The 25,275-nt window shown below is 55.2% G+C and carries 25 protein-coding genes; 12 read left to right on the plus strand and 13 right to left on the minus strand.

Annotated elements, in window-relative coordinates; genetic code table 11:
- Position 1: 1 nt before the first annotated feature.
- The 4 genes from Yoon_RS12540 to Yoon_RS12555 all read right to left on the minus strand — a co-directional run bounded on the left by Yoon_RS12540 (position 2) and on the right by Yoon_RS12555 (position 3,906).
- On the minus strand, positions 2 to 946 hold the full coding sequence (locus tag Yoon_RS12540) for a type IV pili methyl-accepting chemotaxis transducer N-terminal domain-containing protein (protein ID WP_238112598.1): 945 nt from the start codon (positions 944 to 946) through the stop codon (positions 2 to 4).
- Positions 947 to 1,083: 137 nt separating this feature from the next.
- The gene (locus Yoon_RS12545) at positions 1,084 to 2,661 is read right to left on the minus strand and encodes a phosphate ABC transporter substrate-binding/OmpA family protein (RefSeq protein WP_238112600.1); all 1,578 of its coding nucleotides are present in this window, start codon (positions 2,659 to 2,661) and stop codon (positions 1,084 to 1,086) included.
- A gap of 287 nt (positions 2,662 to 2,948) precedes the next feature.
- Positions 2,949 to 3,683, minus strand: a complete 735-nt coding sequence (locus Yoon_RS12550) for a transcriptional regulator (protein ID WP_370642168.1) — start codon at positions 3,681 to 3,683, stop codon at positions 2,949 to 2,951.
- On the minus strand, positions 3,625 to 3,906 hold the full coding sequence (locus Yoon_RS12555; protein WP_113774898.1) for a hypothetical protein: 282 nt from the start codon (positions 3,904 to 3,906) through the stop codon (positions 3,625 to 3,627). The genes Yoon_RS12550 and Yoon_RS12555 overlap by 59 nt, the downstream gene beginning before the upstream one ends.
- A gap of 168 nt (positions 3,907 to 4,074) precedes the next feature.
- Between Yoon_RS12555 and Yoon_RS12560 the strand changes: the two genes are divergently transcribed.
- From Yoon_RS12560 to Yoon_RS12580, 5 genes are all read left to right on the plus strand, one after another.
- Entirely contained in the window at positions 4,075 to 4,500 is a 426-nt protein-coding gene (locus Yoon_RS12560) for a hypothetical protein (RefSeq protein WP_238112603.1), read from the plus strand.
- A 120-nt stretch (positions 4,501 to 4,620) separates the two neighbouring features.
- Complete coding sequence (locus Yoon_RS12565; RefSeq protein ID WP_238112605.1) at positions 4,621 to 5,238, plus strand: ribonuclease HII; 618 nt, start codon at positions 4,621 to 4,623, stop codon at positions 5,236 to 5,238.
- 104 nt (positions 5,239 to 5,342) lie between these two features.
- Positions 5,343 to 6,452 (plus strand): site-specific DNA-methyltransferase, encoded by a 1,110-nt coding sequence (locus Yoon_RS12570; RefSeq protein WP_238112606.1) that lies wholly within the window; start codon positions 5,343 to 5,345, stop codon positions 6,450 to 6,452.
- A 265-nt stretch (positions 6,453 to 6,717) separates the two neighbouring features.
- Positions 6,718 to 7,875, plus strand: coding sequence for a DUF3500 domain-containing protein (locus tag Yoon_RS12575; RefSeq protein WP_238112607.1), 1,158 nt, complete (start codon positions 6,718 to 6,720; stop codon positions 7,873 to 7,875).
- Complete coding sequence (locus tag Yoon_RS12580; RefSeq protein WP_238112608.1) at positions 7,872 to 8,432, plus strand: hypothetical protein; 561 nt, start codon at positions 7,872 to 7,874, stop codon at positions 8,430 to 8,432. The genes Yoon_RS12575 and Yoon_RS12580 overlap by 4 nt, the downstream gene beginning before the upstream one ends.
- On the opposite strand, the gene Yoon_RS12585 is transcribed toward Yoon_RS12580, so the two are convergent.
- Both Yoon_RS12585 and Yoon_RS12590 read right to left on the minus strand, forming a co-directional pair.
- Positions 8,433 to 9,554, minus strand: a complete 1,122-nt coding sequence (locus Yoon_RS12585) for an alkane 1-monooxygenase (RefSeq protein WP_238112609.1) — start codon at positions 9,552 to 9,554, stop codon at positions 8,433 to 8,435.
- 47 nt (positions 9,555 to 9,601) lie between these two features.
- Complete coding sequence (locus Yoon_RS12590) at positions 9,602 to 10,600, minus strand: A/G-specific adenine glycosylase (protein ID WP_238112659.1); 999 nt, start codon at positions 10,598 to 10,600, stop codon at positions 9,602 to 9,604.
- Positions 10,601 to 10,722: 122 nt separating this feature from the next.
- On the opposite strand from Yoon_RS12590, the gene Yoon_RS12595 reads away from it, so the two are divergent.
- A complete protein-coding gene (locus tag Yoon_RS12595; protein WP_238112610.1) occupies positions 10,723 to 11,241 on the plus strand; it encodes a DUF721 domain-containing protein in 519 nt (172 codons plus the stop codon).
- A gap of 2 nt (positions 11,242 to 11,243) precedes the next feature.
- Positions 11,244 to 11,909, plus strand: a complete 666-nt coding sequence (locus tag Yoon_RS12600; protein ID WP_238112611.1) for a DsbA family protein — start codon at positions 11,244 to 11,246, stop codon at positions 11,907 to 11,909.
- A gap of 50 nt (positions 11,910 to 11,959) precedes the next feature.
- On the opposite strand, the gene lpxK is transcribed toward Yoon_RS12600, so the two are convergent.
- The 7 genes from lpxK to Yoon_RS12635 form a co-directional block, all read right to left on the minus strand.
- Positions 11,960 to 12,946 carry a tetraacyldisaccharide 4'-kinase gene (lpxK, locus tag Yoon_RS12605; RefSeq protein WP_238112612.1) on the minus strand — a complete coding sequence of 329 codons (987 nt, stop codon included), beginning with the start codon at positions 12,944 to 12,946 and terminating at the stop codon, positions 11,960 to 11,962.
- A complete protein-coding gene (locus tag Yoon_RS12610) occupies positions 12,947 to 14,143 on the minus strand; it encodes a 3-deoxy-D-manno-octulosonic acid transferase (RefSeq protein WP_238112613.1) in 1,197 nt (398 codons plus the stop codon).
- Positions 14,144 to 14,164: 21 nt separating this feature from the next.
- Positions 14,165 to 14,410 carry a DUF4170 domain-containing protein gene (locus Yoon_RS12615; RefSeq protein ID WP_113774910.1) on the minus strand — a complete coding sequence of 82 codons (246 nt, stop codon included), beginning with the start codon at positions 14,408 to 14,410 and terminating at the stop codon, positions 14,165 to 14,167.
- Between the two features lie 36 nt (positions 14,411 to 14,446).
- On the minus strand, positions 14,447 to 15,238 hold the full coding sequence (locus tag Yoon_RS12620; RefSeq protein WP_238112615.1) for a 3'(2'),5'-bisphosphate nucleotidase CysQ: 792 nt from the start codon (positions 15,236 to 15,238) through the stop codon (positions 14,447 to 14,449).
- Positions 15,225 to 16,571 carry a TldD/PmbA family protein gene (locus Yoon_RS12625; RefSeq protein ID WP_238112616.1) on the minus strand — a complete coding sequence of 449 codons (1,347 nt, stop codon included), beginning with the start codon at positions 16,569 to 16,571 and terminating at the stop codon, positions 15,225 to 15,227. The genes Yoon_RS12620 and Yoon_RS12625 overlap by 14 nt, the downstream gene beginning before the upstream one ends.
- A gap of 52 nt (positions 16,572 to 16,623) precedes the next feature.
- On the minus strand, positions 16,624 to 18,156 hold the full coding sequence (locus Yoon_RS12630) for a DUF2125 domain-containing protein (RefSeq protein ID WP_238112617.1): 1,533 nt from the start codon (positions 18,154 to 18,156) through the stop codon (positions 16,624 to 16,626).
- Positions 18,157 to 18,232: 76 nt separating this feature from the next.
- Entirely contained in the window at positions 18,233 to 19,732 is a 1,500-nt protein-coding gene (locus Yoon_RS12635) for a DUF2125 domain-containing protein (protein WP_238112618.1), read from the minus strand.
- Between the two features lie 118 nt (positions 19,733 to 19,850).
- On the opposite strand from Yoon_RS12635, the gene Yoon_RS12640 reads away from it, so the two are divergent.
- Genes Yoon_RS12640 through Yoon_RS12660 form a run of 5 tightly spaced genes read left to right on the plus strand, consistent with a single transcriptional unit; the run spans position 19,851 to position 25,207 of the window.
- A complete protein-coding gene (locus Yoon_RS12640) occupies positions 19,851 to 20,609 on the plus strand; it encodes an SDR family oxidoreductase (protein ID WP_238112619.1) in 759 nt (252 codons plus the stop codon).
- Positions 20,606 to 21,220 (plus strand): enoyl-CoA hydratase/isomerase family protein, encoded by a 615-nt coding sequence (locus Yoon_RS12645; protein ID WP_238112620.1) that lies wholly within the window; start codon positions 20,606 to 20,608, stop codon positions 21,218 to 21,220. The genes Yoon_RS12640 and Yoon_RS12645 overlap by 4 nt, the downstream gene beginning before the upstream one ends.
- A complete protein-coding gene (locus Yoon_RS12650) occupies positions 21,217 to 22,392 on the plus strand; it encodes a TIGR03862 family flavoprotein (protein WP_238112621.1) in 1,176 nt (391 codons plus the stop codon). The genes Yoon_RS12645 and Yoon_RS12650 overlap by 4 nt, the downstream gene beginning before the upstream one ends.
- 44 nt (positions 22,393 to 22,436) lie before the next feature.
- Complete coding sequence (locus Yoon_RS12655) at positions 22,437 to 24,557, plus strand: YjbH domain-containing protein (protein ID WP_238112622.1); 2,121 nt, start codon at positions 22,437 to 22,439, stop codon at positions 24,555 to 24,557.
- Complete coding sequence (locus tag Yoon_RS12660) at positions 24,554 to 25,207, plus strand: YjbF family lipoprotein (RefSeq protein WP_238112623.1); 654 nt, start codon at positions 24,554 to 24,556, stop codon at positions 25,205 to 25,207. Before Yoon_RS12655 ends, Yoon_RS12660 begins: the two co-directional genes overlap by 4 nt.
- Positions 25,208 to 25,275: the final 68 nt, after the last annotated feature.

Raw genomic sequence — 25,275 nt, forward strand, 5'->3', positions numbered from 1 at the left:
CCTAAAGGCCCAGTTTTGAGTTTTTGTCGTAGAGGATGGTCACGTTGTTCATCCGCGCCTCAATGCCGAGGAAGGCAAAGAACAGACGCTGTCGTGCGGCTTCGTCGACACCCGCGCCGCTTTGAACTTGCTCAAGAAGCGGCTGCACTGTGTCCCATTCCTCAACTGCGAACTGCAGGCCTTCTTCGATCCGGGGTGTTGGCGGGGGGCGTACCCCAACGCTTTCCAGCCCGTTGCGTAAAGCCGTCAACGTGTCACTGAACAGCTTGCTGTTGCGCGCGAGATCGGCTTGGGCCTGTTCGACGTTAATACCCGATGCAATGAGGCAAACATCTTTGGACATTTGCGCGGCCAATGTCCGCTGACGACCCGAAAGGTCGATCAAAAGCGCATCGGCATGAAGCAATGCAACTGGGTCGGCATATTGGCCGGTGATTTCACTCACCAGAACGTTTGCAGTGTGCAATAGCGGGTCACTTTGGTCTGCGAGTGCCTTGATCTGCGCGTTGTCGTTACCGGCAACGGCGGTGGCTGTCGCCTGTTCAAGAAGCGGCCCCCACGATGTGTTCAGCTCTTCCATCACTTGCAACGTGCGTGGGCGGACTTCTGTACCCAACACGCCCATGCGGCGATTTCCATTGAGCAGAGCGTCGGCGATCACGCCGAATTGCTGCGCCGAGATTTCGAGGACAGCTTGGCTTTCACGGACTGTGATACCAGAGTTGAGGTTGCAAGCCGAAGCAATGATGCGTTGGCTAAGCGTCGAAAGCTGGCCGGCAATGTTAATGCGTTCGCTGGCACCTATGTCTGTCGCGATGCTCTGGGCAGATGCGCCTGTCGCAATGCAAAAGCTGATCGAGGCCGCTGTAGCAACTCGGCTAAGTCCTGAGAACGTGAACCGCCGAGACGTTGCTAACGTGGTCGTTAGTGTTGTGTGATATGACATATCGTTTCCTTATCGTTTCCATCCCATACGGCGCTGAGGGCAATGTGAAGATGTCCGCCGAGTACTCCCCATACTCGGCGAAAAATTGCCCGATGCACGTATCCGATTTAGGTACGGTTGGTCTTTAACTGGGCAAGTTAAGCGGGTGACTTGATCCAGACTTCGACGCGACGGTTGATGCGACGGCCTTCTTGGGTCGCGTTACAGCCAGAGGGTGCTACCTCCCCGTATCCGATCGATGAAATAGAGATGTCATTCAAACGGTTACCTGCATATGCGGCCAATTCTTGTGAGACTTGGGACGCGCGCTGTTCTGACAGAACACGGTTACCGTCAAACTGCCCAACATCATCGGTGAAGCCGACCAGAAGGACTTCTGAACCTGCAGGCTGCGTTTCAAGGTATTCAACAAGACGGTCACGGTCGATCCGGCCGCGTTCATCAAGCTGTGCGGATCCTGTCCGGAAGCGGAACGTTGTGGACAGGCGATCATAGTCGACCATCTGGGCGAGCATCTGGCGCATAAATCCGGCTTCATAAGCATCAGCAGCTGGGTCAAGCAAACTAAGTCCGCGGCTGCCATCAAGTGATTGTTCGCGGCGATCAACTGCAAATCCGATAAAGCCAGCTTTGCCGATCAGGCTGTCCGCAGCGTTTGACGTCGCAAATTCTACGAATGCGCGCGATTGGTCAGAAATTGTGTCTGCGCGTGTGTAAAGATACAGCCGACGCTGCAGCGCGTATTCTTCGGTACGGGCTGAGAATGCGTCAGGTGTCATTGTGATCCCGCATTCGTTGATCAAGCTCACAGGGTTCGCGCCACGCTGGAACGAATAACCGACAACGCCGATTGCGCCTTGTGTTGCGTTAACCAATTGAGAAGCTTCGCTGCCAGATCCTGCAATCTGCGCCCCAGATGCAAGCGACGCTGTGGTGTCGCCAAAAATGCGGTCTTCAAACACGGTCCGTGTGCCAGAGTCTTCTGATTGGGTGACGACGACGATTGGCAAATCTGGGCCATCAACCTGTGACCAGTTTGTGATTTGGCCGGAATAGATGGCGCGGACTTGATTGGTCGTCAGCGTTTCAATCGGGTTCTCGGCGTTGGTAATCATAACAAGGCTGTCGATTGCGACAATGTGTTCTTGGGCAGGGTCAACCATGTTGCCCGCGCCTGCGTCACGTAAGCTGCGTGCCTCGCCGGGGACAATTCGGCGCGAAGACATCGTTATTTCGGCCTCTTCAGCCAGAAGCTTTTGGAAACCGTCCGTTGATCCTGTCCCGCTAACAAGGATAGAGGTGAGATCGTCACCAAAGCCCTGATCTGCAGTGAGCGTCGCGATCAATTCACCGCTTTGGCCAGTGTTACCTAGTGCCGCAGCCGCATCAAGCGATCCGGCGTAACCTTCTAAGAGAAGCGGCATCAGGCCGGATCCAACGACGTCAGAACCCGCAATAGTGATGTCCGTTTCAACAGCACCGAGCGATGGGCAAGATTCGCCCGAACAGCTCACCCGGCTTGCTGCGACCCGCAATTCTCCGAGTGCGGTTGCAATGACATAGGCGTTGTCTTGGAAATCGACAAATTCACCTGTCATGTTCACGGTGCCATCTGCGGATGACAATGTCACTTCACCAGCATGTGCCAGACTTGCGATTGTCAGTCCGCTCGCAAGGGTCATCATGCTTAGTGATTTATTTGTTCGCTTACTCATTGTTAATAACTCTCCTCCCCGTAACATTTTCTGCTGTGGTGGTGGCAAAAACAGCTGAAGGGATATGTTCGGGTCTTTGTTGTTGGGTAAGTGCTATTAACCGTTTCAATTGTGCGCAAAATGCGGCGAATTCTTTCCAAATTCGAGGAAATGGCATCAATACCGATCAAAATGTCAATTTTTGTGGCCTAAGTTACGACCTAAAGCTGCATTTGATATAAAAACACGTGGTTCAAGTGTTTTTACAACCGATAGGTGATTCGTGCGGCGGATTGTCACATATCTTTCTAGACCATGCGAATAACATCTTTATCGATTGCCAACATATAGCCCTGACGCGCGATATTTTTGACCAATAGTTCACTGACCATCTGGTTCCCCAGCGTATCGCGCAGGCGCTTGATCCGAGTAGCGCCGGCGGCTTCTTCGCAGTCGGAACTGTCGCGTCCTGAAATAACGCCTTCGATTTCGGCGCCCGATAGTACCTCGTCATCCATGCGGGCTTCGGCCAAGACCGAAAGTGTTTCAATCGCCGCCGCGGTCAGCTTGAATTCAAAATCGTTCAGGTAGACTGCTTTTTGATCGCGGCTGATGGTCAATGAATTGACTTCGATCCCTTGGCGTTCGATTCGGCCCATACGGCGGTTCAGCACAACGAGCATCGCAAGAAACGCGACAGCTGCGATTAACAGTGCTGTCGCGAACACCAGCAGTACAAAGATGACAAAGCGGTAGGATGACAACGTATCCGAAAATGCTGTCCCGGAATGGGCCAGAATTTCGAGCAGTTTAATTTCGGCGTTCCCGGTCAACGTGTCATTTTCAACAAACAAACGTTCCACGCGCACATTAAATGCATTGGCGTCAGGTAGGTTGATGAACAAGAGAACAGCCGCGATGGTCAAGATCAGGACAATTGCGACGATGCCCGCAACCACAATCCGCGATCCAATTTCACGTGCCTCAGTAGCGGAGGAAGTAGTCACCAGCGCTGTCCCTTCTTTCTTGCAGCCCTGCGTCATCAAAGACGCCAAGCACATTCAATAGTTCCCAGCCATCTGCCCGTAGCGCGGCGCGAAGCTGATCTTCGGCTGACCGTACACTACAAGCGTCACGTACCTGTGTCACACCATAGTGAAGTCGCAGTGGGTCGTCTTGCTTGGCCTTATAATCGGCATAGCAATCGGCTTGGGCGGCACCCGCAGTCAGACAAAACGTCATGAATGTATAAGAAAGAATTTTCATGGTTTCCAACTGACCTCAAAGCGCCGTGATATTCAATAACTTCCGATGTTATCGCGCGGGCCATCGTATAACCATCCCCCGATATTGTTTGGCAGCCGGTTTGGGCTGCAATTTCGTTTCATCAGCGTCGATCCGTCCACAAAGGCGCAACAGATGAAAGGAAAACTCATGTTTAAACCACTGATAGCGGGGGTTGCTGCCCTGTCACTTACTTTTGCGGCGGCCGCGCCCGCACAGGCCAATGGCATTGACCGCGACGATGCAGGGAAGATTATTTTTGGGCTAGTTGCCTTGGCTGCGTTGGGCGCGGCAATTGAAAACCGGAATGACAATGACGACCGCGTCACGCAAACCCGGTCACCAGAAAGGCAGCCTACGCAACGAAATCAAACGCGCCTGCCCTCTGAATGTCTGCGCGAGGTTGGTCGAAACGACCAGATTTTTACGCGCAATTGTTTGCAAAGGAATGATGTGCGCGTGAATACACTTCCTAACCGCTGCGAAGTGCGCGTGTTCACTCGAAATGGATCACGCAACGGTTTTGACCCCAGCTGTCTGCGTCAAGAAGGGTACCGTATTGATCGGCGTCATTAAGGCGTCGGCATAAAGCGCGGCTTCAAGCCCCGGTCGCCGCGCCACCTTGGGGCAAGGGTTCGATATGGCCCTTGCCCCTTTTTATCTTGAAACGCAGCCAGCGTTCTGGTCACTGGCCGTATGACAACACCAGATTATATATTTGAACAGGCCGCGTTGGCGCGCGGCTTTTCCGCAATCGCTGGCGTAGACGAAGTTGGGCGCGGGCCTTTGGCCGGACCTGTTGTCGCCGCCGCAGTCATTCTGGACCCAGAAAATATTCCGGCAGGGCTAAACGACAGTAAGAAACTGACCGCAAAGAAGCGCGATGCGCTTTACGACGCGATTATGGATGCGGCGGAGGTGTCGCTGGCGCAGGCTACGGTGGCCGAGATTGACGAACATAACATCCTGCGTGCGTCCCATATCGCGATGGTGCGCGCGATTGCGGGGCTAGCGCGCCCTGCAGATCATACGCTGATCGACGGCAATCTTGTACCGCGCGGTTTAGACATTTCGAATGAGACAATCATCAAAGGGGATGGGCGCAGCCTGTCGATTGCGGCGGCTTCAGTCATTGCCAAAGTGTGGCGCGATAGACACATGGTGGATTTGGCGCAACAGTACCCCGGTTATGGCTGGGAAAAGAACGCTGGTTACCCAACAGCGGTGCATAAAAGCGGCTTGGTCGAATTGGGTGTCACCCCACACCATAGACGTTCGTTCAAACCGGTGCACAATATCTTGTATCAAGAGTAAATTGTAACCCATTGATTCAATAAAGCTTTTGACAGCGAATCGTCTGTGACTCACACTAGGGACAACCAAAGAGCGGAATAACCGCCGGGTGTATGAGGCAGAACATGACGATTAAAACCAAAGCAAAAGGGGCTTCCAAGCTCCCTCTGAACACGATCCTTGATGGCGACTGCATTGAGCGGATGAACAGCCTGCCAGAAGGCTCAGTTGACCTGATTTTCGCGGACCCGCCCTATAATCTACAGCTGAAAGGCGATTTGCACCGTCCCGATAATTCCAAGGTCGACGCAGTGGATGACGCCTGGGACCAGTTCGATAGCTTTAAGGTTTACGACAACTTTACCAAAGCGTGGCTCAAGGCTGCCCGCCGCATCCTGAAGCCCAATGGTGCGATTTGGGTGATCGGTAGCTACCACAACGTATTCCGCATGGGGTCAGAGCTACAGAACCAAGGGTTCTGGATTTTGAACGATGTGGTCTGGCGCAAATCCAACCCGATGCCAAATTTCCGCGGCAAACGCCTGACAAACGCGCATGAAACGCTGATCTGGGCGTCAAAAGAAGAAGCGAGCAAATACACCTTTAACTACGAAGCGCTTAAGGCCTTGAACGAAGGCGTGCAAATGCGGTCTGATTGGGTGCTGCCGATATGTACCGGGCATGAGCGTCTAAAAAACGATGCCGGCGAAAAGGCCCATCCAACGCAAAAGCCGCAATCACTGCTGCACCGTGTTTTGGTCGCGACAACAAATCCCGGCGATGTTGTGCTGGACCCGTTCTTTGGCACGGGCACCACGGGTGCTGTTTCAAAAATGCTGGGCCGGAATTTTATCGGGATTGAACGCGAAGAAGCTTACCGCAAGGTTGCTGAAAAACGCATCGCCAATACCCGTAAGTTCGATAGCGAAGCACTTGAGGTGTCGGTATCAAAACGCGCCGAACCACGCGTGGCCTTTGGCGTGCTGGTCGAACGCGGCATGCTGCGCCCCGGTGAAGAATTGTGGTCGCTGAACGGGCGTCACAAAGCCAAAGTGCGTGCAGATGGCACGTTGGTTGGCGATGATATCAAAGGATCAATCCATCAGGTCGGTGCCCACCTGGAAGGCGCCCCAAGCTGCAACGGCTGGACCTATTGGCAATTTAAACGCGACGGGCAAAAAGTCCCGATTGATCTGCTGCGCCAGCAGATCCGCTCAGAGATGGCGAAGCACTGACGCAGGCTAAACTGCGTCGCATTCCCCAACGTTGATACCGCCGGTGATTGCGGGACGCCCTGCCATAATGGCAGGGGCCGCAATTACTAACTTTGCCCGCCGTCTTTGTACGGCGGGTTTTTTTGTGTCTTTGGCTCCCACTCCGACATCGCTACGGATATCTAGTCCAGATTGAATGGCGCGCTTGCCCGGCGCTGTTACACGGCTGCGGTATCGTGTATGTACTTGAGAACAACCAAGCGTTCACCTTTTGGGAGAAATTCACATGATAACGACACGCTTTATACGCACGGGGCTCACTGCGATCACGTTTTTCGCGATGATGGGCACAGCCCAGGCACAGCCCGCAGGCGGCCCACCGCGTGATGGCGAAGGCCCACCTGTCGACAAACGGCTTGGCGATACCAGCATTCTGATGGGACGCGTTCAAATTCCAGTTTCAGTAGCGACATGCGACGATTCAGCGGGCCATGCGCGGTTGCTGTGCCTGATTGACCTGCTCAAGGCCGACATGGATGAAGAAATTCTAGAATACATCCAGCTTGATTACTCTGTCGCCGAGGGCAAAAACTGGAGCAACTTGCCCGCTGGTGCTTTCCCGGATCGTCCGGGTGCGTATTTGGGTGAGCTGAGCGTCGAACAGCGCGGTATCCTCAAGGCGATTTTGATGGAAACTGCCAGCCTGACCGAAAACGAAGGCTACGACGAGATGGAGCAAACACTGAACGCGGATGACTACATCGGATCGATCAGCACCGATTATAACGTTGGCTATTCATCCTATAACAGCAAGATCGCGTTTCTTGGAACGCCCGCTGAAACAGGCACTTGGCAGTTGTATTATGGCGGGCACCATTTTGCGTTGACCAATACATATACCGATGGTGCGTTGGCCGGGGCGACGCCATCCTTTCGTGGAATTGAACCTTTTCCACGTTTCGAAATGAACGGGCGCGAAAACCTGCCGTTGATGCAGGAACGCGAAGCTTTTGCGGCATTGCTGCGGTCATTGTCCGATGAACAGCGCGAAGCGGCCCTATTGGAAGGCACGTATCGTGATATCCTTGCCGGGCCGCAAAACGATGATGCGATTCCTGACGCGCAAGAGGGCCTAAATGTAACCGAGCTTTCCGCCGATCAGCAGGCATTGTTGCTTGCCGCAGTCGAGACATATGTCGGTGACCTGAACGAAACTGATGCGGCGGCATATATGGCGCAGTACACCGCAGAGCTGTCTGAGACGGTATTGGGTTATTCGGGCACCACGGAAGTAAACACCGAAGACGACTACGTCCGCATCCATGGACCGACACTTTGGCTCGAATTTTCGCTGCAATCGAATAAATCCACAGGTGAGGTCGGGAACCACCCGCATTCAGTTTGGCGTGATCAGGTCGATGATTACGGTGGAAATACCGAATGAAATTGAACCAATTTGGGCGGGCTTTCATGCTCGCCCTTGCGGTTTGGATCGGTAGCATGGGAGGCGTCCTTGCCCATGCATTACCGGACAGTACACTGATTTTCGCTGAAGACGAGGATCAGATTTCGTTGACGATCCAGCTGGCTCTGGAAGACCTGACCATCGCGGAACCCACACTTGTAGATCTTATGGAACATCCCGTTGCGCAAGATATTCCTGCGGCTGATGTGGCTGTGGTTGCAAGGTATTTTGCGCAACACTTACAAATCCAAAACGATGACGGAGCGTTCAGCCCTACGCTGGCGGGTGTGGCAATTGAAACTGCCCATAACGACCATGTTGGCCGTTATGCTTTGCTAACGCTCCAGTACCAATTTCCGGCTTCCACATCGCCATTGTACCTAACCTATGACGCTATCATGCACGAAGTTCGCAATCAGCGCGCGGCTGTGTATTGGCAAGAATCAGGGTCTGAACCCCGGATTATTGAAGAATTCGGGTACAGGCCTGTGGATGGGATGCAGCAGCCAATCCAATTGAATTTTCTCTCGCGGTAATCACCGGGGAAGCGGGTTTGTGGCTTCTTTGTATGGAGTCCATTCTTCGATTTCTGGGTAGAATTTTGTGCGCCACGCTTTGACACGTGGGTGCATCACTCGCCGCCATGCGGTCGGCACAAGCGCAACCATTGTCATCACCGGATAGCCAAGCGGCAATTGCGGGGCTTCTTCTTCGGTATAGTTTTGCAAAAGTGGGAAGCGGCGATCCGGTTTATAGTGGTGGTCGGAATGGCGTTGCAGGTTGATCAACAGCCAGTTCGACGCCTTATGTGCCGCATTCCATGAATGGCGTGGCTTGACGTGTTCGTATTTACCATCGCCCAAATGTTTGCGGGTCAACGCGTAATGTTCGACGTAATTTACCAGCTCAAGCTGAAACACGGCCCAAAATGCCTGTGTCGCAAACAAGAAAACGCCCCACCATCCGGCGATAACCCACGCGAGGATCGCAAAGCCGATTTCAAGCGCCCAGTAGCGCCAAAACGGATTGGATCGATGGTGCCACGGCAGTTTTTTGCGCGATAGCATCTCTTTTTCGGCAAGGAATGCGGATTTCAGACTTTGCCAAAGCACACGCGGAAAGAAGTGATAAAATGATTCTCCATAGCGGGCGCTGACCGGGTCGCGCGGCGTGGCAACATAGCGATGATGCACCAGCAAATGTTCGGATCGAAAATGCCCGTACAAGACAGACCCAAGCAAAATATCCCCCAACCACCGCTCAAATTTGGGTTTTTGGTGCATGAGCTCGTGGCTGTAATTAATTCCAATTGTACCGGACAAGATGCCAAGCCCCGCAAAAAGAGCCCATTGCGCCACCCAGCCCAAGTGGTCCGATGCGGTAACATAAACCATAATCCCAAATATCGTGATCAGTTGCAGCGGCACCCAAAGAATTGTGATCGCGCGGTACCAGAACAGGTCCTTTACGCTGGTTTCTGGATCGTTGTTGTCCAAGTTCAAGCCAAGCAGGAAGTCCAATAGGCTGAACAAAAACCAGGTACAAAGTGGCAGTAGGGCGATTGTCCAGCCACCATAGATTGCCGCGACGAACGCAAGCGGAATCAGCATCAAGGACAGCCAAAACGGCAGCGTGGCGGTAATCCGGTTGATTGGCATGGGACGCCTCCTATCTATCAGCAATCTAGGCACCCGATACCCAGCGCTCAAGCATTGCTTAGCGCCGGGGCCGCGATATCGTATACTTTACGCATGGCTGTAGGTAGGGATTCGGGGTCAAAATCAGCTGCGCTGATAAACTTGCCGCGTATGGATGCCGCCTGTGCATCGACGGTGGTGACCATCACCGTGAGCCGCAAGTGAAAATGCGTGAATGTGTGGCGGGCCTGCGTGTTCAGGGTTTGCCAATTCGCGTCAAGCGGTGGTGCCGGGGCGGGGGCATCCCCCCATTCCGATCCGGGCCAGCCCAACATACCGCCAAGCAACCCGCTTTCTGGGCGGGTTTCAAGCAATAGCGCCCCATCGTCGCGCTGCACGACATAAGCGATGCCGTGCCGCGTGGGTGTTTTCTTTTTGGGTGTTTTCTTGGGAAGTTCCGCTGCGGTGCCTGCAATTCGCGCCGCGCATGGCGTGCGCCATGGGCAATTCCCACATGCTGGATTGCGCGGTGTACAAACCGTTGCGCCAAGATCCATAACCGCTTGGGCGTAATCGCCCGGACGGCGCGCAGGTGTCAACGCACGTGCCTTTTCTGTCAGCGCCGGTTTTGATTTCGGCAGCGGGTCATGGATATCATACAGCCGCGCCATCACCCGTTCGACATTCCCGTCGACAACGGTTTCGGGCAGGTCAAATGCAATCGATGCAATTGCGGCGGCGGTATATGGCCCGATTCCCGGCAGGGTGAGAAGCAAAGCATGATCAGTAGGAAATTCCCCACCATGATTTGCGACAACAGCGCGGGCGCATTTCAGCAGGTTGCGCGCGCGTGCATAGTACCCCAACCCGGCCCAAGCGGCCATGACATCCGCATCATCCGCCGCCGAAAGGTCGTGGATAGTTGGCCATAAACACATGAATTTATTATGATATTCTCGGACGGCAGCAACAGTGGTTTGTTGCAACATGACCTCTGACAGCCAGACGGCATAGGGATCAGGTAGCGTCCCACGTTTGCGCGCGCCGGGCGGTATCCGCCACGGCATTTCGCGGGCATGGGCGTCGTACCAGTTCAAAAGCTGCAAGCTGAGGTCACGCAATGGTTATTTACCTTTCACAACGTAGGCGCTGACTTGGCGCAACCGTTCACATACAGTAAAGATCAGATATGAAACAACAACGCCACATTGGCACCACGCGCGGGTTTTCTCGGGCGGCGACGTTGATGCAGACCCGCATTCGTACGGCAAGCGAAGAGCGCGGCTTTGCAGTGACGCGCCTGTTGACCCATTGGGCCGAGGTCGTGGGGGACGCGACAGCTAGCACCGCGACGCCGGTGAATGTCAGCTACGGCAAAGGTGGTATGGGCGCGACCCTGACATTACTCACGACAGGCGCGCAGGCCCCGATGTTGGAAATGCAAAAAGAGAAAATTCGTGAAAAGGTGAATGCGTGCTACGGATACCGCGCCATTGCGCGTGTACGCATTACCCAAACCGCACCAACCGGGTTTTCAGAAGGGCGCGTGGCCTTTACCCCCGCCCCAAAAACGCGCAAAGCGCCAACCGCTGAAATACGCGCGGCGGCGGAAACTTTGGCCGATACCGTTGAAAGTGATGAACTCCGTACGGCGCTTGCAGCGCTGGGCGCAAATGTCTTAACAAAACAAAACCCTGAGCAGAGGTGAATATGAAACGTAGAACTTTATTGGCGACCGGTGGTGCGGCCATTTTGACTGTGGGCGCGGGCATGGGCCTGATGCCGCGCAATCAACAAACGGGTCTTTTGCCCGGTGCCGCGAACGCCCAAGAAGCGACAGGTGAGCTGCCAGAAGTCATGGAAATGGTCCTGGGCAACCCAATGGCTAATGTCGAGGTCATTGAATATGCGTCATATACATGTGGCCATTGCGCAAACTTTAACGCCAACCAGCATAAGCTGTTGAAGGCAAACTATATCGACACGAACAAAATTCGGTTCGTATACCGCGAAGTGTATTTTGACCGTCCGGGGCTGTGGGCGTCTATGATTGCGCGCTGCACGGATAACCCGGATTTCTTTTTTGCGTTCTCTGACGTGATCTATGAGCAGCAAAGCACATGGCTCGCCAGTGGTGATCCGACGATCATCATCGAAGAACTGCGCCGCCTTGGCAAAACAGCCGGGCTTGACGATGCCGCACTTGATGCTTGTCTAAGCGACGCGGCAAAGGCCGAGGCGCTTTATACTTGGTACCAAGAGAACGCCGACCGCGACAATATTTCGTCGACACCAAGTTTCTTGATCGATGGCGAAAACTATTCGAACATGAGTTACGATGATTTCGCGGAAGTTCTGGATGAAAAGCTGGGTTAACCCCGCTGAAAACTGAAAAAAGGGCGGGTCAAACGGCCCGCCTTTTAGCGTTATAGCCCCAGTTTATCAAAGGCGGCGTCAATTTCTGTCCAATCTGCGATCTCTAAGCGCACGGGCAGGGTGACGACTTTCATCCGAAAATTTTCTGGCAGGCGCACTGCATCTTTTTCGGTCGTGACCAGTTGCGCGTGACGCGTCTGGGCTTCGATCTCCAGCCGTTTCATCAGCGCATCGGTCAACGGTTGGTGGTCGGCTAGGGCTTCGGCCCGGATTACATCGGCCCCCATTTCGCGCAGCGTCCTAAAGAATTTTTCAGGGTGACCAATCCCGGCAAAGGCCAACAGCCGCATCCCTTTCCAAGGCATGCCGGTCGGGAGTGGGGTCAGTGCACCGCGCAGATGCGGTAGATCGAAGTCCCAGTCATTTGCAAAGCCGTCCTGCGCCTTGTCAGGCCCGATAGACAGCACCAAATCAGCGCGTTTTAAGCCGGTTTTGACGGGTTCGCGCAAGGGGCCCGCTGGGATCACCCGGCCGTTGCCAAACCCGCGAATCGCATCGACGACTACGATGGAAAGGTCTTTGGCCACCGTTGGGTTTTGAAACCCATCATCCAACAAAATGACATCTGCGCCCGCGGCTTGGGCGGCGGCAACCCCTGCGGCCCGGTCCCGTGACACCCATGTCGGGGCAAAGGCCGCGAGCAAGAGCGGCTCATCCCCGGTTTGCTCTGCTGTGTGGCCTTGTGCGTCCACTTGGACAGGCCCGGTGAGGTTCCCGCCATAGCCGCGCGACACCACATGCGGCGTGCGTCCGCGGGCCTTGAGCCGCTCAATCAGCGCAATCGTTGTGGGTGTCTTGCCGGTGCCACCCGCGTTGATATTACCGACACAAATCACCGGGACTGTGGCCTGAATCTTGGGTGGTTGGCGCAGGCGCCGTGCCGTCAGGCCCGCATAGATTGTAGCCAATGGGGTCAGAAGGCGCGCGGTAAGGGCGGGTCTATCGGGGGCGGTGAACCAGAATGACGGTGTGTGCATTTAATGCCCCAATTCTTCAAGCCGTAGGCGGATGTAATCTGCAATGCGGTTACTTACGATGGCCCCACGTGATGTAACGTCCCAGGCGGCACGGGCCAGTTCGGCGGTCTTATCAACGGCCAGCAAAATTTCGATAATTGCGCCCAGATCGTTACTGCTTCGGATCAAACGCGAGGCACCCGCCGCATTGAGCCGCGCGGCGTGTCGTTGGAAAGGCGCAACCAAAGGGCCGTATAGAACGGCTGATCCCAACGCGGTTGCCTCAAATGGATCGCGACAACCGCCACCCCGAAGCGTGCCGCCGATAAAGGTGATGGGTGCGATGCGGTACCACAGCCCAAGATCATCTTCAGTGTCGATGACATACACTTGGGTTAACTCGGTCGGAAATGGCGTTTCAGAGCGCATATCCACATAGAACCCTTGCTCGCGCATGGCATCGGCAAACGTATAGGCATCATTAGGGTTGCGCGGCGTGATCACAAATAGCAACCGGTGCGCACGACGGCTGGCTTGTTTATGGGCGCGGCTCAGATCGTTGAGCTCTGAAAGATGCGCCGCGGCAGCAAGCCACGTGGGGCGTGTGCCAATCGCCTTGGCCAGCGCTTGCCGGTCGGTTTCATCGCAAGGTAACGGTGGTGGGCAGTCCTCCATCGCGCCAGACACAATGATTGTTTCGGGCGGGGTGCCCGCCCGGATCAGGCGGTCCGCTGCGTTTTGATCCAGCGCCAATATGGCTTCGAACTGCGATAAAAGCGACCGCATCGCACCGGGCACCCAGCCGCCCGTGACCTGCTCAAGCCCGTCTCCATTGGCGTCGACAAGGACACAATGCATCTTTGCCGCGCGCATCTCATCCATCAGCAAGGGGTCAAGATCGCCGCGCACCCAAATCCCTAACGTTGGTTTCCAGTGGTCAATAAATTCACGGATCGTTTCTTTGCTACGGGGTTCTTGGATCGCGCGGCCGCCGATGGTATGGGTCCATTCGCGGATGGTCGGGATGATCGTGATTGGGTCGCCATCAACAGTGACTTTACGGCCCAGCGTTTCAATCGCAGTCAGCTGATCAACATGGGTACAGCGCGCCCAAATCACCACGCCGTCAGGCCGGGCGGGATATTCCAAAAGGCGCGTAGGTAGGTCGGCCGACCCCCGGCTTGCCAAAAAGGCAGCAATGGAAAGGGATCGCGCCATGTCTAACTATCCAAGCGAGGCTTAACCGCCAAGTTCTTCTGTGGATGACGCGGCGATTTCTTCATCGCGCAGTCGGTGAATATGCGCGATGAAATAACGCATATGTGCGTTATCTACCGTGCGCTGGGCTGCACCTTTCCAAGCGTTATAAGCGGTTTCATAGTCCGGAAACATGCCAACAATGTCGATTGCGTCGACATCTTTGAACGCGTTTTTTGTCGGGTCGATCAGTTCGCCACCGAAAACGAGGTGCAGGCGCTGGGTCATTAGAAAACCTTTGTAAAAATTGCGGTTAGATGCAGTCTACGGGTTTGCGTGGCGCGGCTCAAGCAACTCGGCAAGATTGCCGTGTAAATCAGGGCCAGCGGCCAAGACGCCGGGCACTTTGGGCAGCGGGTTGTTAAACGCCAATCTTTGCTGGTGTTGGTCTGTGACAGATGCGCCCGCCTCGGAGGCGATCAGCGCACCTGCGGCAATGTCCCATTCCCAGCTTGGGCGTAATGTGATCATACCGTCAAACCGCCCCTCTCCGACAAGGCAAAGCCGATAGGCAAGCGAAGACCGAAACACGCGCCGGATTGGCGGGGTGATACCACCGCGCCAGTTGCGCCCTTCAAAATTGGGTTTTGCGCCAAGCACTGTCGCCCCGTCGATGTTCGCTTTGGACGCCGCGATTGGGGTGCCATTCAGCATGGCCCCACCGCCCCGCATTGCCGTATACATCAGGTCGCGCACAGGCAGATAGACGGCTGCGCTGACCACCTGACCGTCTTCAACAACGGCTAAGGCGTGTGACCAATCTTTGCCGCCTTCGATAAACGCGCGGGTTCCATCGATTGGATCAATGATGAACTGCCGCTGCGTGGTCATGCGGGCGTCGTTGTCTTCGGTTTCTTCGGACAGCCAACCGTAGTCGGGTCTGGCGCTGCGCAGCTCTTCGCAAAGCATCGAATCAACCGCGAGATCGGCCTCTGTCACCGGGCCTGCCCCATCTGGCTTATCGGTGACAGCCGGGTTTTGCTGAAAAAACCGCATCGCAATGTCGCCCGACTGGCGGGCGGCGGCGGTTAAAAGTGCAAGATCAGTCTCCGGCAAGGGTAAGCCCTTCAACCAATAGCGACGGCACGACGCGCGACAGATGCCCGCGCCCATCGTTGGCCGGGATAATCGACATCAGCATATCGCGCAGGTTCCCAGCGACGGTACATTCGTTCACCGCATAGGTGATTTCGCCGTTTTCAACCCAAAACCCGGATGCCCCTCGCGAATAATCGCCTGTATTGGGGTTAATCGTAGACCCGATCATTGATGTCACTAACAGCCCGGTGCCCATCTGTTTGATCAGATCATCGCGGCTTTGCGTGCCTTGGGTCAGACTAACATTTGTTAGGCTTGGGTCGGGTGGTGCGCCTGTGCCACGCGCCGCGTTCGCCGTGCTTTGCAGCCCCAGTTTGCGGGCCGTCGCAAGATCAAGGGTCCAGCCTGTTAACATCCCGTCATCTACGATTGCGCGCTGCGAAGTTGGTAGCCCTTCGGCGTCAAAGAGCTTGGATCCAGTCACACGGGCACGGTGTGGGTCTTCGATCACTGACAGCCCTTTGGGCAAAACCTGTTCGCCCAAAGCATCGCGCAGCCAGCTCGACCCCCGTGCGATCATCATACCATTGGTGGCTTGCAATAAGTGACCGATCAAGCCGCTTGCGATCCGTTCGTCGAACAAAACGGGGTAGGCCCCGGTTTTGGGTTTGCGTGCGCCCGCGCGTTCGACGGCACGTGCCGCGGCGATTGTGCCGATCTCATCGGCGTCACGCAGGTCTGTGTAAAACACGCGGCTGTCATAGTCATAGTCACGTTCCATCGCAGCGCCTGTGCCGCTAATTGCGACACATGACAGGCCGCTATCGGTCCGGGCATAACCGGCAGAAAACCCATTGCTGGCGGCCAGATGGATGCGGCGGCGGCTATAGCCTGCCGAGGCTGATTGCACTTGACTGATGTCCTGGTTGCGCAGGGCTGCGGCTTCGGCGCGTGCGGCGGCGTCTTGCAGTGCTGCGGGGCTTGGTTCGTCGCTTGGATCAAACAGTTCAAGCCGCGCAGTTTCTAAATCGGTCGCCAGTTGTGCTGCGTCGGCTAGCCCTGCATAGGGGTCTTCGGGGGCTTCTTTGGCCATGGCGACCGCGCGTACGGCGACTTGCACCAGCGTATCAGGTTTGGTGTCGGATGAGGACACGCAGGCTTGGCGCTGGCCAACCAGAACCCGCAGCCCAATATCCACGCCCTCGGACCGTTCCGCATGTTCAAGCGCGCCTGCACGCACGTCAATAGAAACGGATGTGCCATCCACTGCAATTGCATCGGCGCTATCCGCGCCTGCGCGGCGGGCGGCATCCAAAAGCTGCTGGGTCAGATTGGATAGTGGCTGGGTCATGGGCAATCCTTTGTTCCCCATGACCTAATGTGCCGAACCATATGCTGCAAGCCTATCTGACCCGTTCGCCATTCACATGCACGCTGCCGGCATCGTCGATTTCGACAGACGTGGTTAACGTGCCGTTACCATCATCGCGCGAGAACATACCGAGCCCCATGCGCATGCCAAAGGCTTCGTCGGCATTTAGCAGTTCCAAGGCGATCAGATTATCAAGCAACGCATGCACGCCCGTCATTGTTGCACCGGCAGCACCCGTTGGACGCGGCATACCATCAAACGTATCAAGATCAGTCATGTCGAAGGTAAATGCGCCCGTCGATGCCAGCGATGCCCCAGCACCAGATATATCAAATGCATCAATCCGCAGGTCGTGCAATTCGACCGGGGTTTGTTGGATCATCAGCTCGTTTTCGATGTTCAGGAAATCAAGCCATTCAACGTTGTAGGTAAGGCCAGCTGAAAGGTCGATGTTCATATCCAACGGATCACGAGAAAGGACCTGATCGGGATCGAACATAGCCCAAGTATTTTCTGAAACTGTGAGGTCATCAAAGCCAATGTGATAGCGCGCGGTTTGGGCCGTGTCCGACTTGAGCAGCGGGACGAGAATGTCAGCAACCGTGGCACCAACCACAATATCGATCTCGCCGGGAATCCCGGCCATCTGGGTTGCTTGGGTTTCCTGAACTGAAATTTCACACCCATCGCCGCTTCCGGCAAACGCTAACCCTTGATCTGAAAGGCCAAAATTATAGATCGCTGGCCCGCAACGGTGTGAAAGCGACATGAACATCTGACCGTTTGCCATCGTGACCTGCTCTGCCTGTGCAAATTCTGTTGTTTGCGTGCTTTGCATGAACATCCCCGCGCGCAATGCAGGGGCAAGGTTCAACAGATCAAACCCTTCGGCAGGGATCGCGGAGCTTGCGGATACTTGTGAGCGGCCGATCGTGTTTGTGTTGGTTGATTGACCTTCGCCAAAATCTGTCATGGCTTCATATGTCATTGGTTCCATGACATATTCAGAGCTGATCGTGATCATTTCGCCTTCGGTGACGGTTGAAACGACCGTATGCCCGCCGCTGTTGATGGTGACGCCGAAAACCATTTCGGCGACATCGGGAACTATAGACGCCGAAGTCAAGGACGCGGTTCCGGCGCCCGCGACGCTTTCATATGTGATCGCGCCCGGTTCGCCGCTGGCCGTCATCTGCATGTCAGATTGCTGCACGTTCATTGTGGCTTGAATCGGTTCTGACCGGATAAGTGGTATTACCGCCATCACCGTGTAATCCATAGATTTTGGCAAGGTCATTGTGACGGTGCCGTCTGCCGCGTCCACCATCGTCATAGGTGGCACGCTGACAGAAATTTCACCAAACCCCATCGGCAAGGCATAGGTCATCACCATATCGTTGACGAATACGGTCGATCCTTCTCGGACGCGATCCGCAGAGACCTGCAACCCAAAAGCGGTATAAAGCGCGTTTTGGTTCGCCCAGACATCATCTGCGGTGATGTCTGCAATTGCGGGGGTGCCAAAGATGGCGAGCATGGTGGGTAGGGCAATACGGTATGTCACGAATAATCCTTTGGTCTGCAAACGAAAAAGGGCGCGTCGGTTGCCCGACGCGCCCTTTCAAATGCAACTATGGCGCTTATTTCACGCGCTGTCCATTGACAAGAACATGACCTTCGCCGTTGACCTCTAGAGAGGTTTCAAGCTGATCTTCGCCCGTGGTTTGGGCAAACATGCCGATCATCATGCGCGGCCCCATGACCTGCTCTTCTGGGACCAGACCCATTGCGATCAGGTTATCAATCAGTTGGTTCAAGCCGTTGACCTTAATGGCGGCTTCACCTTCGGGGCGTGGCATCGGCGCAAATGTCTGCGTGTCGGTTGGGTCAAACGTAAAATCGCCGGAACCCGTCACAGCGGCACCCGCAACCGAAACATTCAATGTATCAAGCGACAATGTGTTCAGCTCGAACGGCAGTTCGCCATATTCCAGCGAGTCTTGTTCTTCGGGGTTCATCATGTTGATCATTGGCTGGGCTGTCCCAGACAAACCGATCTGCAAAGTGGCCGGATCGCGCGGCAGGATGTTGCCCGGGTCGATCATACCCCAGATCATTTCATTGATCGCCATATCGATCAGGTCGATGCTCATACGGAAGTCTTCCGGCGCGTCAGATTTGCCCAGCGGCATCTCAAAGCCAATACCGTATTCCGCGAACGAAAGCTCGATTGGGAACGGTACCTCGGAGCCGGTCGCAGAAATAGCGACGTCCTTGGCCGATACGTCATAGGCAATCGCAGCATTGCTTGCAGAGATCGCAAAGTTGGCAGCGCCCATGGTAGCGGAACCCGCCAATTGGTCGCCTTCTGCGTTGACGTCAAAAATATAGTCGGCACCTTCAACGGTATACCCGCCATCAACAGCAAACCCATCCGCGAACAGCATCTCAGGGTTTTCAAAATCTGCGTCCAGTGGCAAGGCAACTGTGGCGTCCAAATTCATGCCCGTGATTTTACCGCCGCCAGTAATGTATTCGCCGTTCCCGCCGGGTAGCTGGATATCAACAAGCATATCCATCGAAGCAATATTCATGTCGTAGTCGACGGTCATCAGCGCGTCTTTGACGGTGGTATAGTTGCCAGACAGGTCATTCAAAACGATTTGCGCATCGCCGGTAAAGGTCATGTCGCCATCAACAACGTCTTTGAGAGCGATCGCAATGCTATCAGCAGTCATTTCGTAGTTCATCGCATCGACATCGCCGGAAACGATCATTTCAAGGCCGGAATTGGTCGCTTCCAAATTGATCTCTACGTTACTTTCAGGGCTGAAAGTGATGGGATAGGATTCAGACATCGTAATAATGACGTTTCCACCGTCTTCGGTGAAACGAATTTCATCGATGGTGTAGCTGGTGCTTATCTCTGGCGCAGCCGTGCTGACAGACAGGCCGGACACAACCAGCGTGTCGCCGGACATTTCTTCTGAGCCTACCGTAATATCGGCGGCCGCATACATGCCCATCTGTTCTTGCCAGCTATCCCAGACCTCTTGAGCTGTGACATCAGCGTGGGCGGCGCCACCGGCAACCAATGCCGCGATGCAGACGGCGCTGCGCATTTTCATTGAATGGTTCATTCCAAATTCCCTTCGGTTAAATACATCCCGATTCTTGTGTGGCACGATTGAGTCGTGTCAGTGTTCGGGTATTGCGCTATAACCTAATCATCAAAGTTGCTTACCGAAAGGGATCGGCATGAAAAATCTGGATTTGGTCGGGAAAACCTTACTGATTACGGGCGCAAGTCGGGGTATTGGCGCCGCGACCGCGCGTGAATTCGCCGCTCGCGGTGCGAATGTGGCGCTTGTTGCGCGTAGCATCGATGAAATTGCCGTTATTGCCGGCGAAATTGGTGAAAAGGCGCTCGCGATCCCTTGTGACGTATCGCGCCATGCAGAAGTTGAAGCTGCTGTAAACGCCACGGCACAGACGTTTGGTGGGCTGGATATTTTGATCAATAATGCCGGTGTCGTTGATCCCATCGGTGATCTTGCCGATGTTGACCCAGAGGCCTGGGGACGGACGATTGATATTAATCTTAAGGGTGTCATGTACGGAATGCGCGCCGCACTCCCCGGTATGATCGCCCAAGGGCATGGTACAATCATCAATGTCTCATCAGGGGCCGCGCATGGGCCGGTTGAAGGTTGGACCGCTTATTGCAGCTCTAAGGCCGCAGCTTATATGCTGACCCGGGGCGCTGATCTTGAAAATCGCGCGAAAGGTATTCGTATTATGGGGTTGTCCCCGGGGACCGTCGCCACCCAGATGCAGCGCGAAATCAAGGCTTCGGGCATCAATGCAGTCAGTCAGCTTGACTGGTCTGATCATATCCCGCCTGAATGGCCTGCGAAGACGCTTGCGTGGATGTGTTCACCCGCCGCGGATGCTTACATGGGGCTTGATGTCAGTTTGCGTGAACAAACCATTCGTGAACAGGTCGGACTTGTATGATCCAGTGTGAAGTATCGGGCAACCTGTGGCGCGTAACCATTAATCGTCCTGAAAAAGCCGGTGCGCTGACCCGCGATATGCTCATTGAGCTGGCCGAAATCGCAGAGCGGGCAACAGCGGCGAAAGTTGTCGTTTTTGGCGGAACAGGCACTGTTTTTAGCGCTGGCGCTGATCTTGATCAGGCGCGCGCTGGGCTTGCAGTTGATCCGGTGTGGCAGCGATTGTCACATGCGGTTGCCGCTTTGCCCGGCCTGACGATTGCCGCGCTGAATGGCACCGCTGCTGGCGGGGCGATGGGGTTGGTCTTGGCTTGTGATTTACGCATTGCGGTTCCTCAAGCCAAATTTTTCTACCCTGTGATGAAGCTTGGGTATCTTCCGCAGGCATCCGATCCTGGCCGATTGACTGCATTGGTCGGGCCGTCGCGTGCAAAGATGATCCTGATGGCGGGGCAAAAGATATTGGCCGAAGAGGCGCTGCAATGGGGGCTCATTGATCGTATTGTCCCCTTAGACGATTTGTCGGCGCAGGTTGATCAATTGACGCAGGATGTGATGCATGCTGACCCGCGCCACGTCGCGGCCATCAAATCGATGATCCCCACAACGTGACCGATGCGCTGGTAATTGGGGCCGGGCCTGCCGGGCTTATGGCGGCGGAGGTTTTAGCGAAATCCGGGCTATCAGTGACGATTGCGGATGCCATGCCCTCGGTCGGTCGGAAATTCCTGATGGCTGGAAAATCGGGGCTCAATCTGACCAAAATGGAACCAATGGATCAGTTCCTAACTGCGTACGGTGACGTGCCGCCGATGATGCGTGATGCACTGATGGATTTTGGCCCGGACGCGGTGGCGGCATGGGCGCAAGGGTTGGGCCAGCCATTGTTCACCGGATCAACAGGGCGTCTATTCCCCGTCGCCATGAAGGCGTCGCCGCTGTTGCGCGCGTGGATCAAGCGGCTTGATGGGATGGGTGTGACGCTTGAAACGCGGTGGAGATGGGCGGGTTGGCAGGATGAAACCGCTGTCTTTCATACGCCTGAAGGGGCACAAAACCTGCCCGCTAAAGTCATAATTCTTGCGCTGGGCGGCGCCAGTTGGGCGCGGCTTGGGTCTGATGGCGCATGGGCAAAACAGTTCCCCCAGGGCGCGGTCGCGCCTTTTGCACCATCAAACATGGGTGTTTTAGTCGACTGGTCCGCGCATATGCAGCGCCATTTTGGAGCACCAGTTAAAGCTTGTATGCTCACCGCAGGCGACCAGCACACACGGGGTGAATGCGTGATCTCTGCGCGCGGGATTGAGGGCGGAGGCGTTTATATGCTGTCTAAACCGTTGCGGATGGGCGCGCCGATTTATCTGGATCTGCTGCCCGATTGGCCGCTTGACCGCGTACGCGCGGCACTTGCGAAACCGCGTGGCAAGGCCAGCTTGTCAAACCATCTGCGCAAGGTACTAAAGCTGGATCCGGTGCGGATTGCCCTGCTCATGGAATTTGGGCGGCCCATGCCGGATGACATTGGCCCCCTGATCAAAGCATTGCCAATCGTGCACAAAGGCCCGCGCCCGATTGACGAGGCAATCTCGACCGCAGGCGGTGTGCGATTTGACGTGCTGACAGATGGTTTTATGCTGCGCGATCAGCCCGGCGTGTTTTGTGCAGGTGAAATGCTAGATTGGGAAGCCCCAACAGGTGGGTATTTGATTACTGGCTGCATGGCGACTGGGGCAAAAGCCGCACATGCAGCGATAGAATACGCAAGCCATAGTAGCAATCTGTAGTGCGGCGCGCTAGACACGCCTAACGACAGTACGGAGTACCGATTATGCGAGCAAAAGCATTTCTTGCGACAACCGCTTTGACGACAGTGATTGGCCATCAGGCTACGGCGCAAACTACCGACCTGAACTATGGGCAATATGGCCTGCCCGGGCTGGTCGAAATGCCAATCGCGCAAAGCGCCCCTGAAGGGGAAATCGCAAGTACGATTGTTATGCGTGACGGGCTATTTCGCCTCAACTTCGCAGGACAATTGACCGATCGATTGTCTGGTAGCGCGAGCTATACGGTCACCGATCTTTATGACAGCACAGGCGTTGGGATCGACGACGGGCAATTTGAACGTTCTTTTAGCCTGCAATATCGACTGATCAATGAATCCGAATATTTGCCTGCGGTGGCCATCGGGATGCGTGATTTCCTGAACCCCGGCCGGTTCCAGTCTGAATATTTGGTTGCAACCAAATCCATTGGCGACAATTTAGCGGTGACAGCGGGTCTTGGCTGGGGGGCGATGGGCACGCATGAGGGGTTTGATAACCCAATCAGCGGACGCTCAACGCGACCCACATTTGATGAAACGACCCCCGAAGGTCAATTGGCGACGGATCAGTGGTTTGCCGGGGATGCAGCGTTTTTTGGTGGGGCGTCTTATCAGATCAACGACAAATGGGGTGTGACGGCTGAGTATTCGTCAATCGCCTATCCGCAAGAGGCCTATGCGCCGGTTTTGGATGTGAACAGCTCGTATAATTTTGGCGTTACCTACCGCCCTGCCGATGGGGTGCAGGTTGCGCTGGCATCACTGTACGGCAGTGAAATTTCCCTTTCGGCTTCGTTTGTTTTGAATGCGAATAACCGCCCCGGCATGAGCGGGATTGAAGGCGCGCCCGCGCCGATCAAGGTACGCAGCGCAAACGTGCGTGCGGCGCAAACATGGGACCGCAGTACGCTCCCCGAAGCGGGGCTACGCGCGGCATTGCAAGCTTTGCTTGAAATCGAAGGGATCCGTTTGACAGGTCTCGAGGTGACCGACACCACGGCGCGCGTGCGTTACGTTAACACCCGGTATCGGTCGCAAGCGCAGGCATTGGGCCGCGTGTCACGGATGATGACACAGATTATGCCCGGATCGGTTGAAACCTTTATTCTCGAACCTGAACAACGCGGTATCCCGCTTTCGGCGACAACAATCCAGCGTAGCGATCTTGAGGCATTGGAAAACCGTGGTGGTGCATCCGAGGCGATGTTTGAACGGGCGCAGTTTTCCGACGCAGGTAGCGATGCTGGTCTCACGGCGGTTGATACAGGTGCCCCGGCGTTTAGTTGGGGAATTAGCCCGTATTTTACGCTGAACTCGCTTAGCACGGATGGATCAATGTCGGTTGATGGAGGGCTTAAGCTGAGCGCGCGGTACCAGATCACACCGCAAACAGTGATTTCAGGCGCAATAGTACAAAGTCTTTTGAACAATGATGGCAAAGACCCGGTTGTTGACACCACCCCGGATCTGCAAAACGTGCGGACAGATGGCGGATATTATGGTGATGATGGCGTCCCGGTACTGCAAAGCCTTGCGATTACCCACTACGGGCGCCCCGGCACAAACCTGTATAGCCGTGTGAGCGCGGGCTACCTTGAAACCATGTATGGCGGGGTCTCAACCGAATTGCTTTGGAAGCCTGTCGAGAGCAGCTTTGGATTTGGTGCTGAGCTTAACTATGTTGCGCAACGCGACACCGACATGGGGTTTGGGTTTGATGAATACGACTATGATGTCCTGACTGGGCATGTGTCGGCCTATTACGATTTCGGTGATGGCATCCATTCGCAACTTGACCTCGGACGGTACCTTGCGGGGGATTGGGGCGGCAGGGTCACGCTTGCCCGTGAGTATGACAACGGCGTTCAAATTAGTGCTTATGTCAGCCAAACAGAGGTCAGCTACGAAGATTTTGGCGATGGGTCTTACAACAAGGGCGTGCGTATCACGATCCCGCAGGATTTCTTGACTGGTCAACCAAGCCGCAAAGACTACGGTACGACGCTGCGCACGCGTTCAGGTGATGGCGGCGCAATGCTGAATGTCGATGGGCGTTTGTACAATATTGTGCGTGATGCGCATCACGATGATCTGAACGATACTTGGGGACGGTTCTGGCGATGAAACAGTTGATTAAGATCGGCGCGGTACTTGGCGCGTTCCTTGCGTTGGCAGCTTGTGGCGAACAGGGTGCAAGCGGCATTGGTGCACGCGTCGCAGGCTTGGTCACGGGCCAAGATGCCGCACCCGCAGCGCCCGCAAATGCGCTTGTCCCTGCGACAGAAATGCAAGCCAACCCAGGCAAATATGTACGCTTGAATATCCGCGACCAAGGGGCGTGGTCGTCGCTCGTGCAGGCCGCGCAAAACGGTAACCGCACCACATGGATTGGGCAAAGCAATGTCAGCGTGACATTCGAAAACGGTCTGGTCGTTGCCACCCGTGGGCTACCGCGTGATTTGATGGGCGCAGAGGTGGCGCAATCTTGGGCAGCGATCAGAAACGGCGGTGGAACCGCAGAACGGCGGCAGGATTACATCACCGATCAAGACGGCATATCCGCCGAACTGTTGCAATGTAGCATCGTTTCCGAGGGAACTGAGACATTCACCCGCGCGGAAGTCGCGATCAATGCCACGCGTTTCAAAGAAACCTGCACGGGAGAAAACTTTACTTTTTCCAACATTTATTGGGTAAATCGGCAAGGGAAAGTGGTGCGTAGCCTGCAAGCGGTCTCTCCTGACGCTGGCTATCTGCAAATCGACGTATTTTGATCAGTAGTAAACCACTTGGATTTCGCGCTATGCCCTGATTTAATAGGGGAATGTGGATCGCCACGAAG

It is taken from the genome of Yoonia sp. I 8.24, assembly GCF_022096995.1.
Taxonomy (GTDB): domain Bacteria; phylum Pseudomonadota; class Alphaproteobacteria; order Rhodobacterales; family Rhodobacteraceae; genus Yoonia.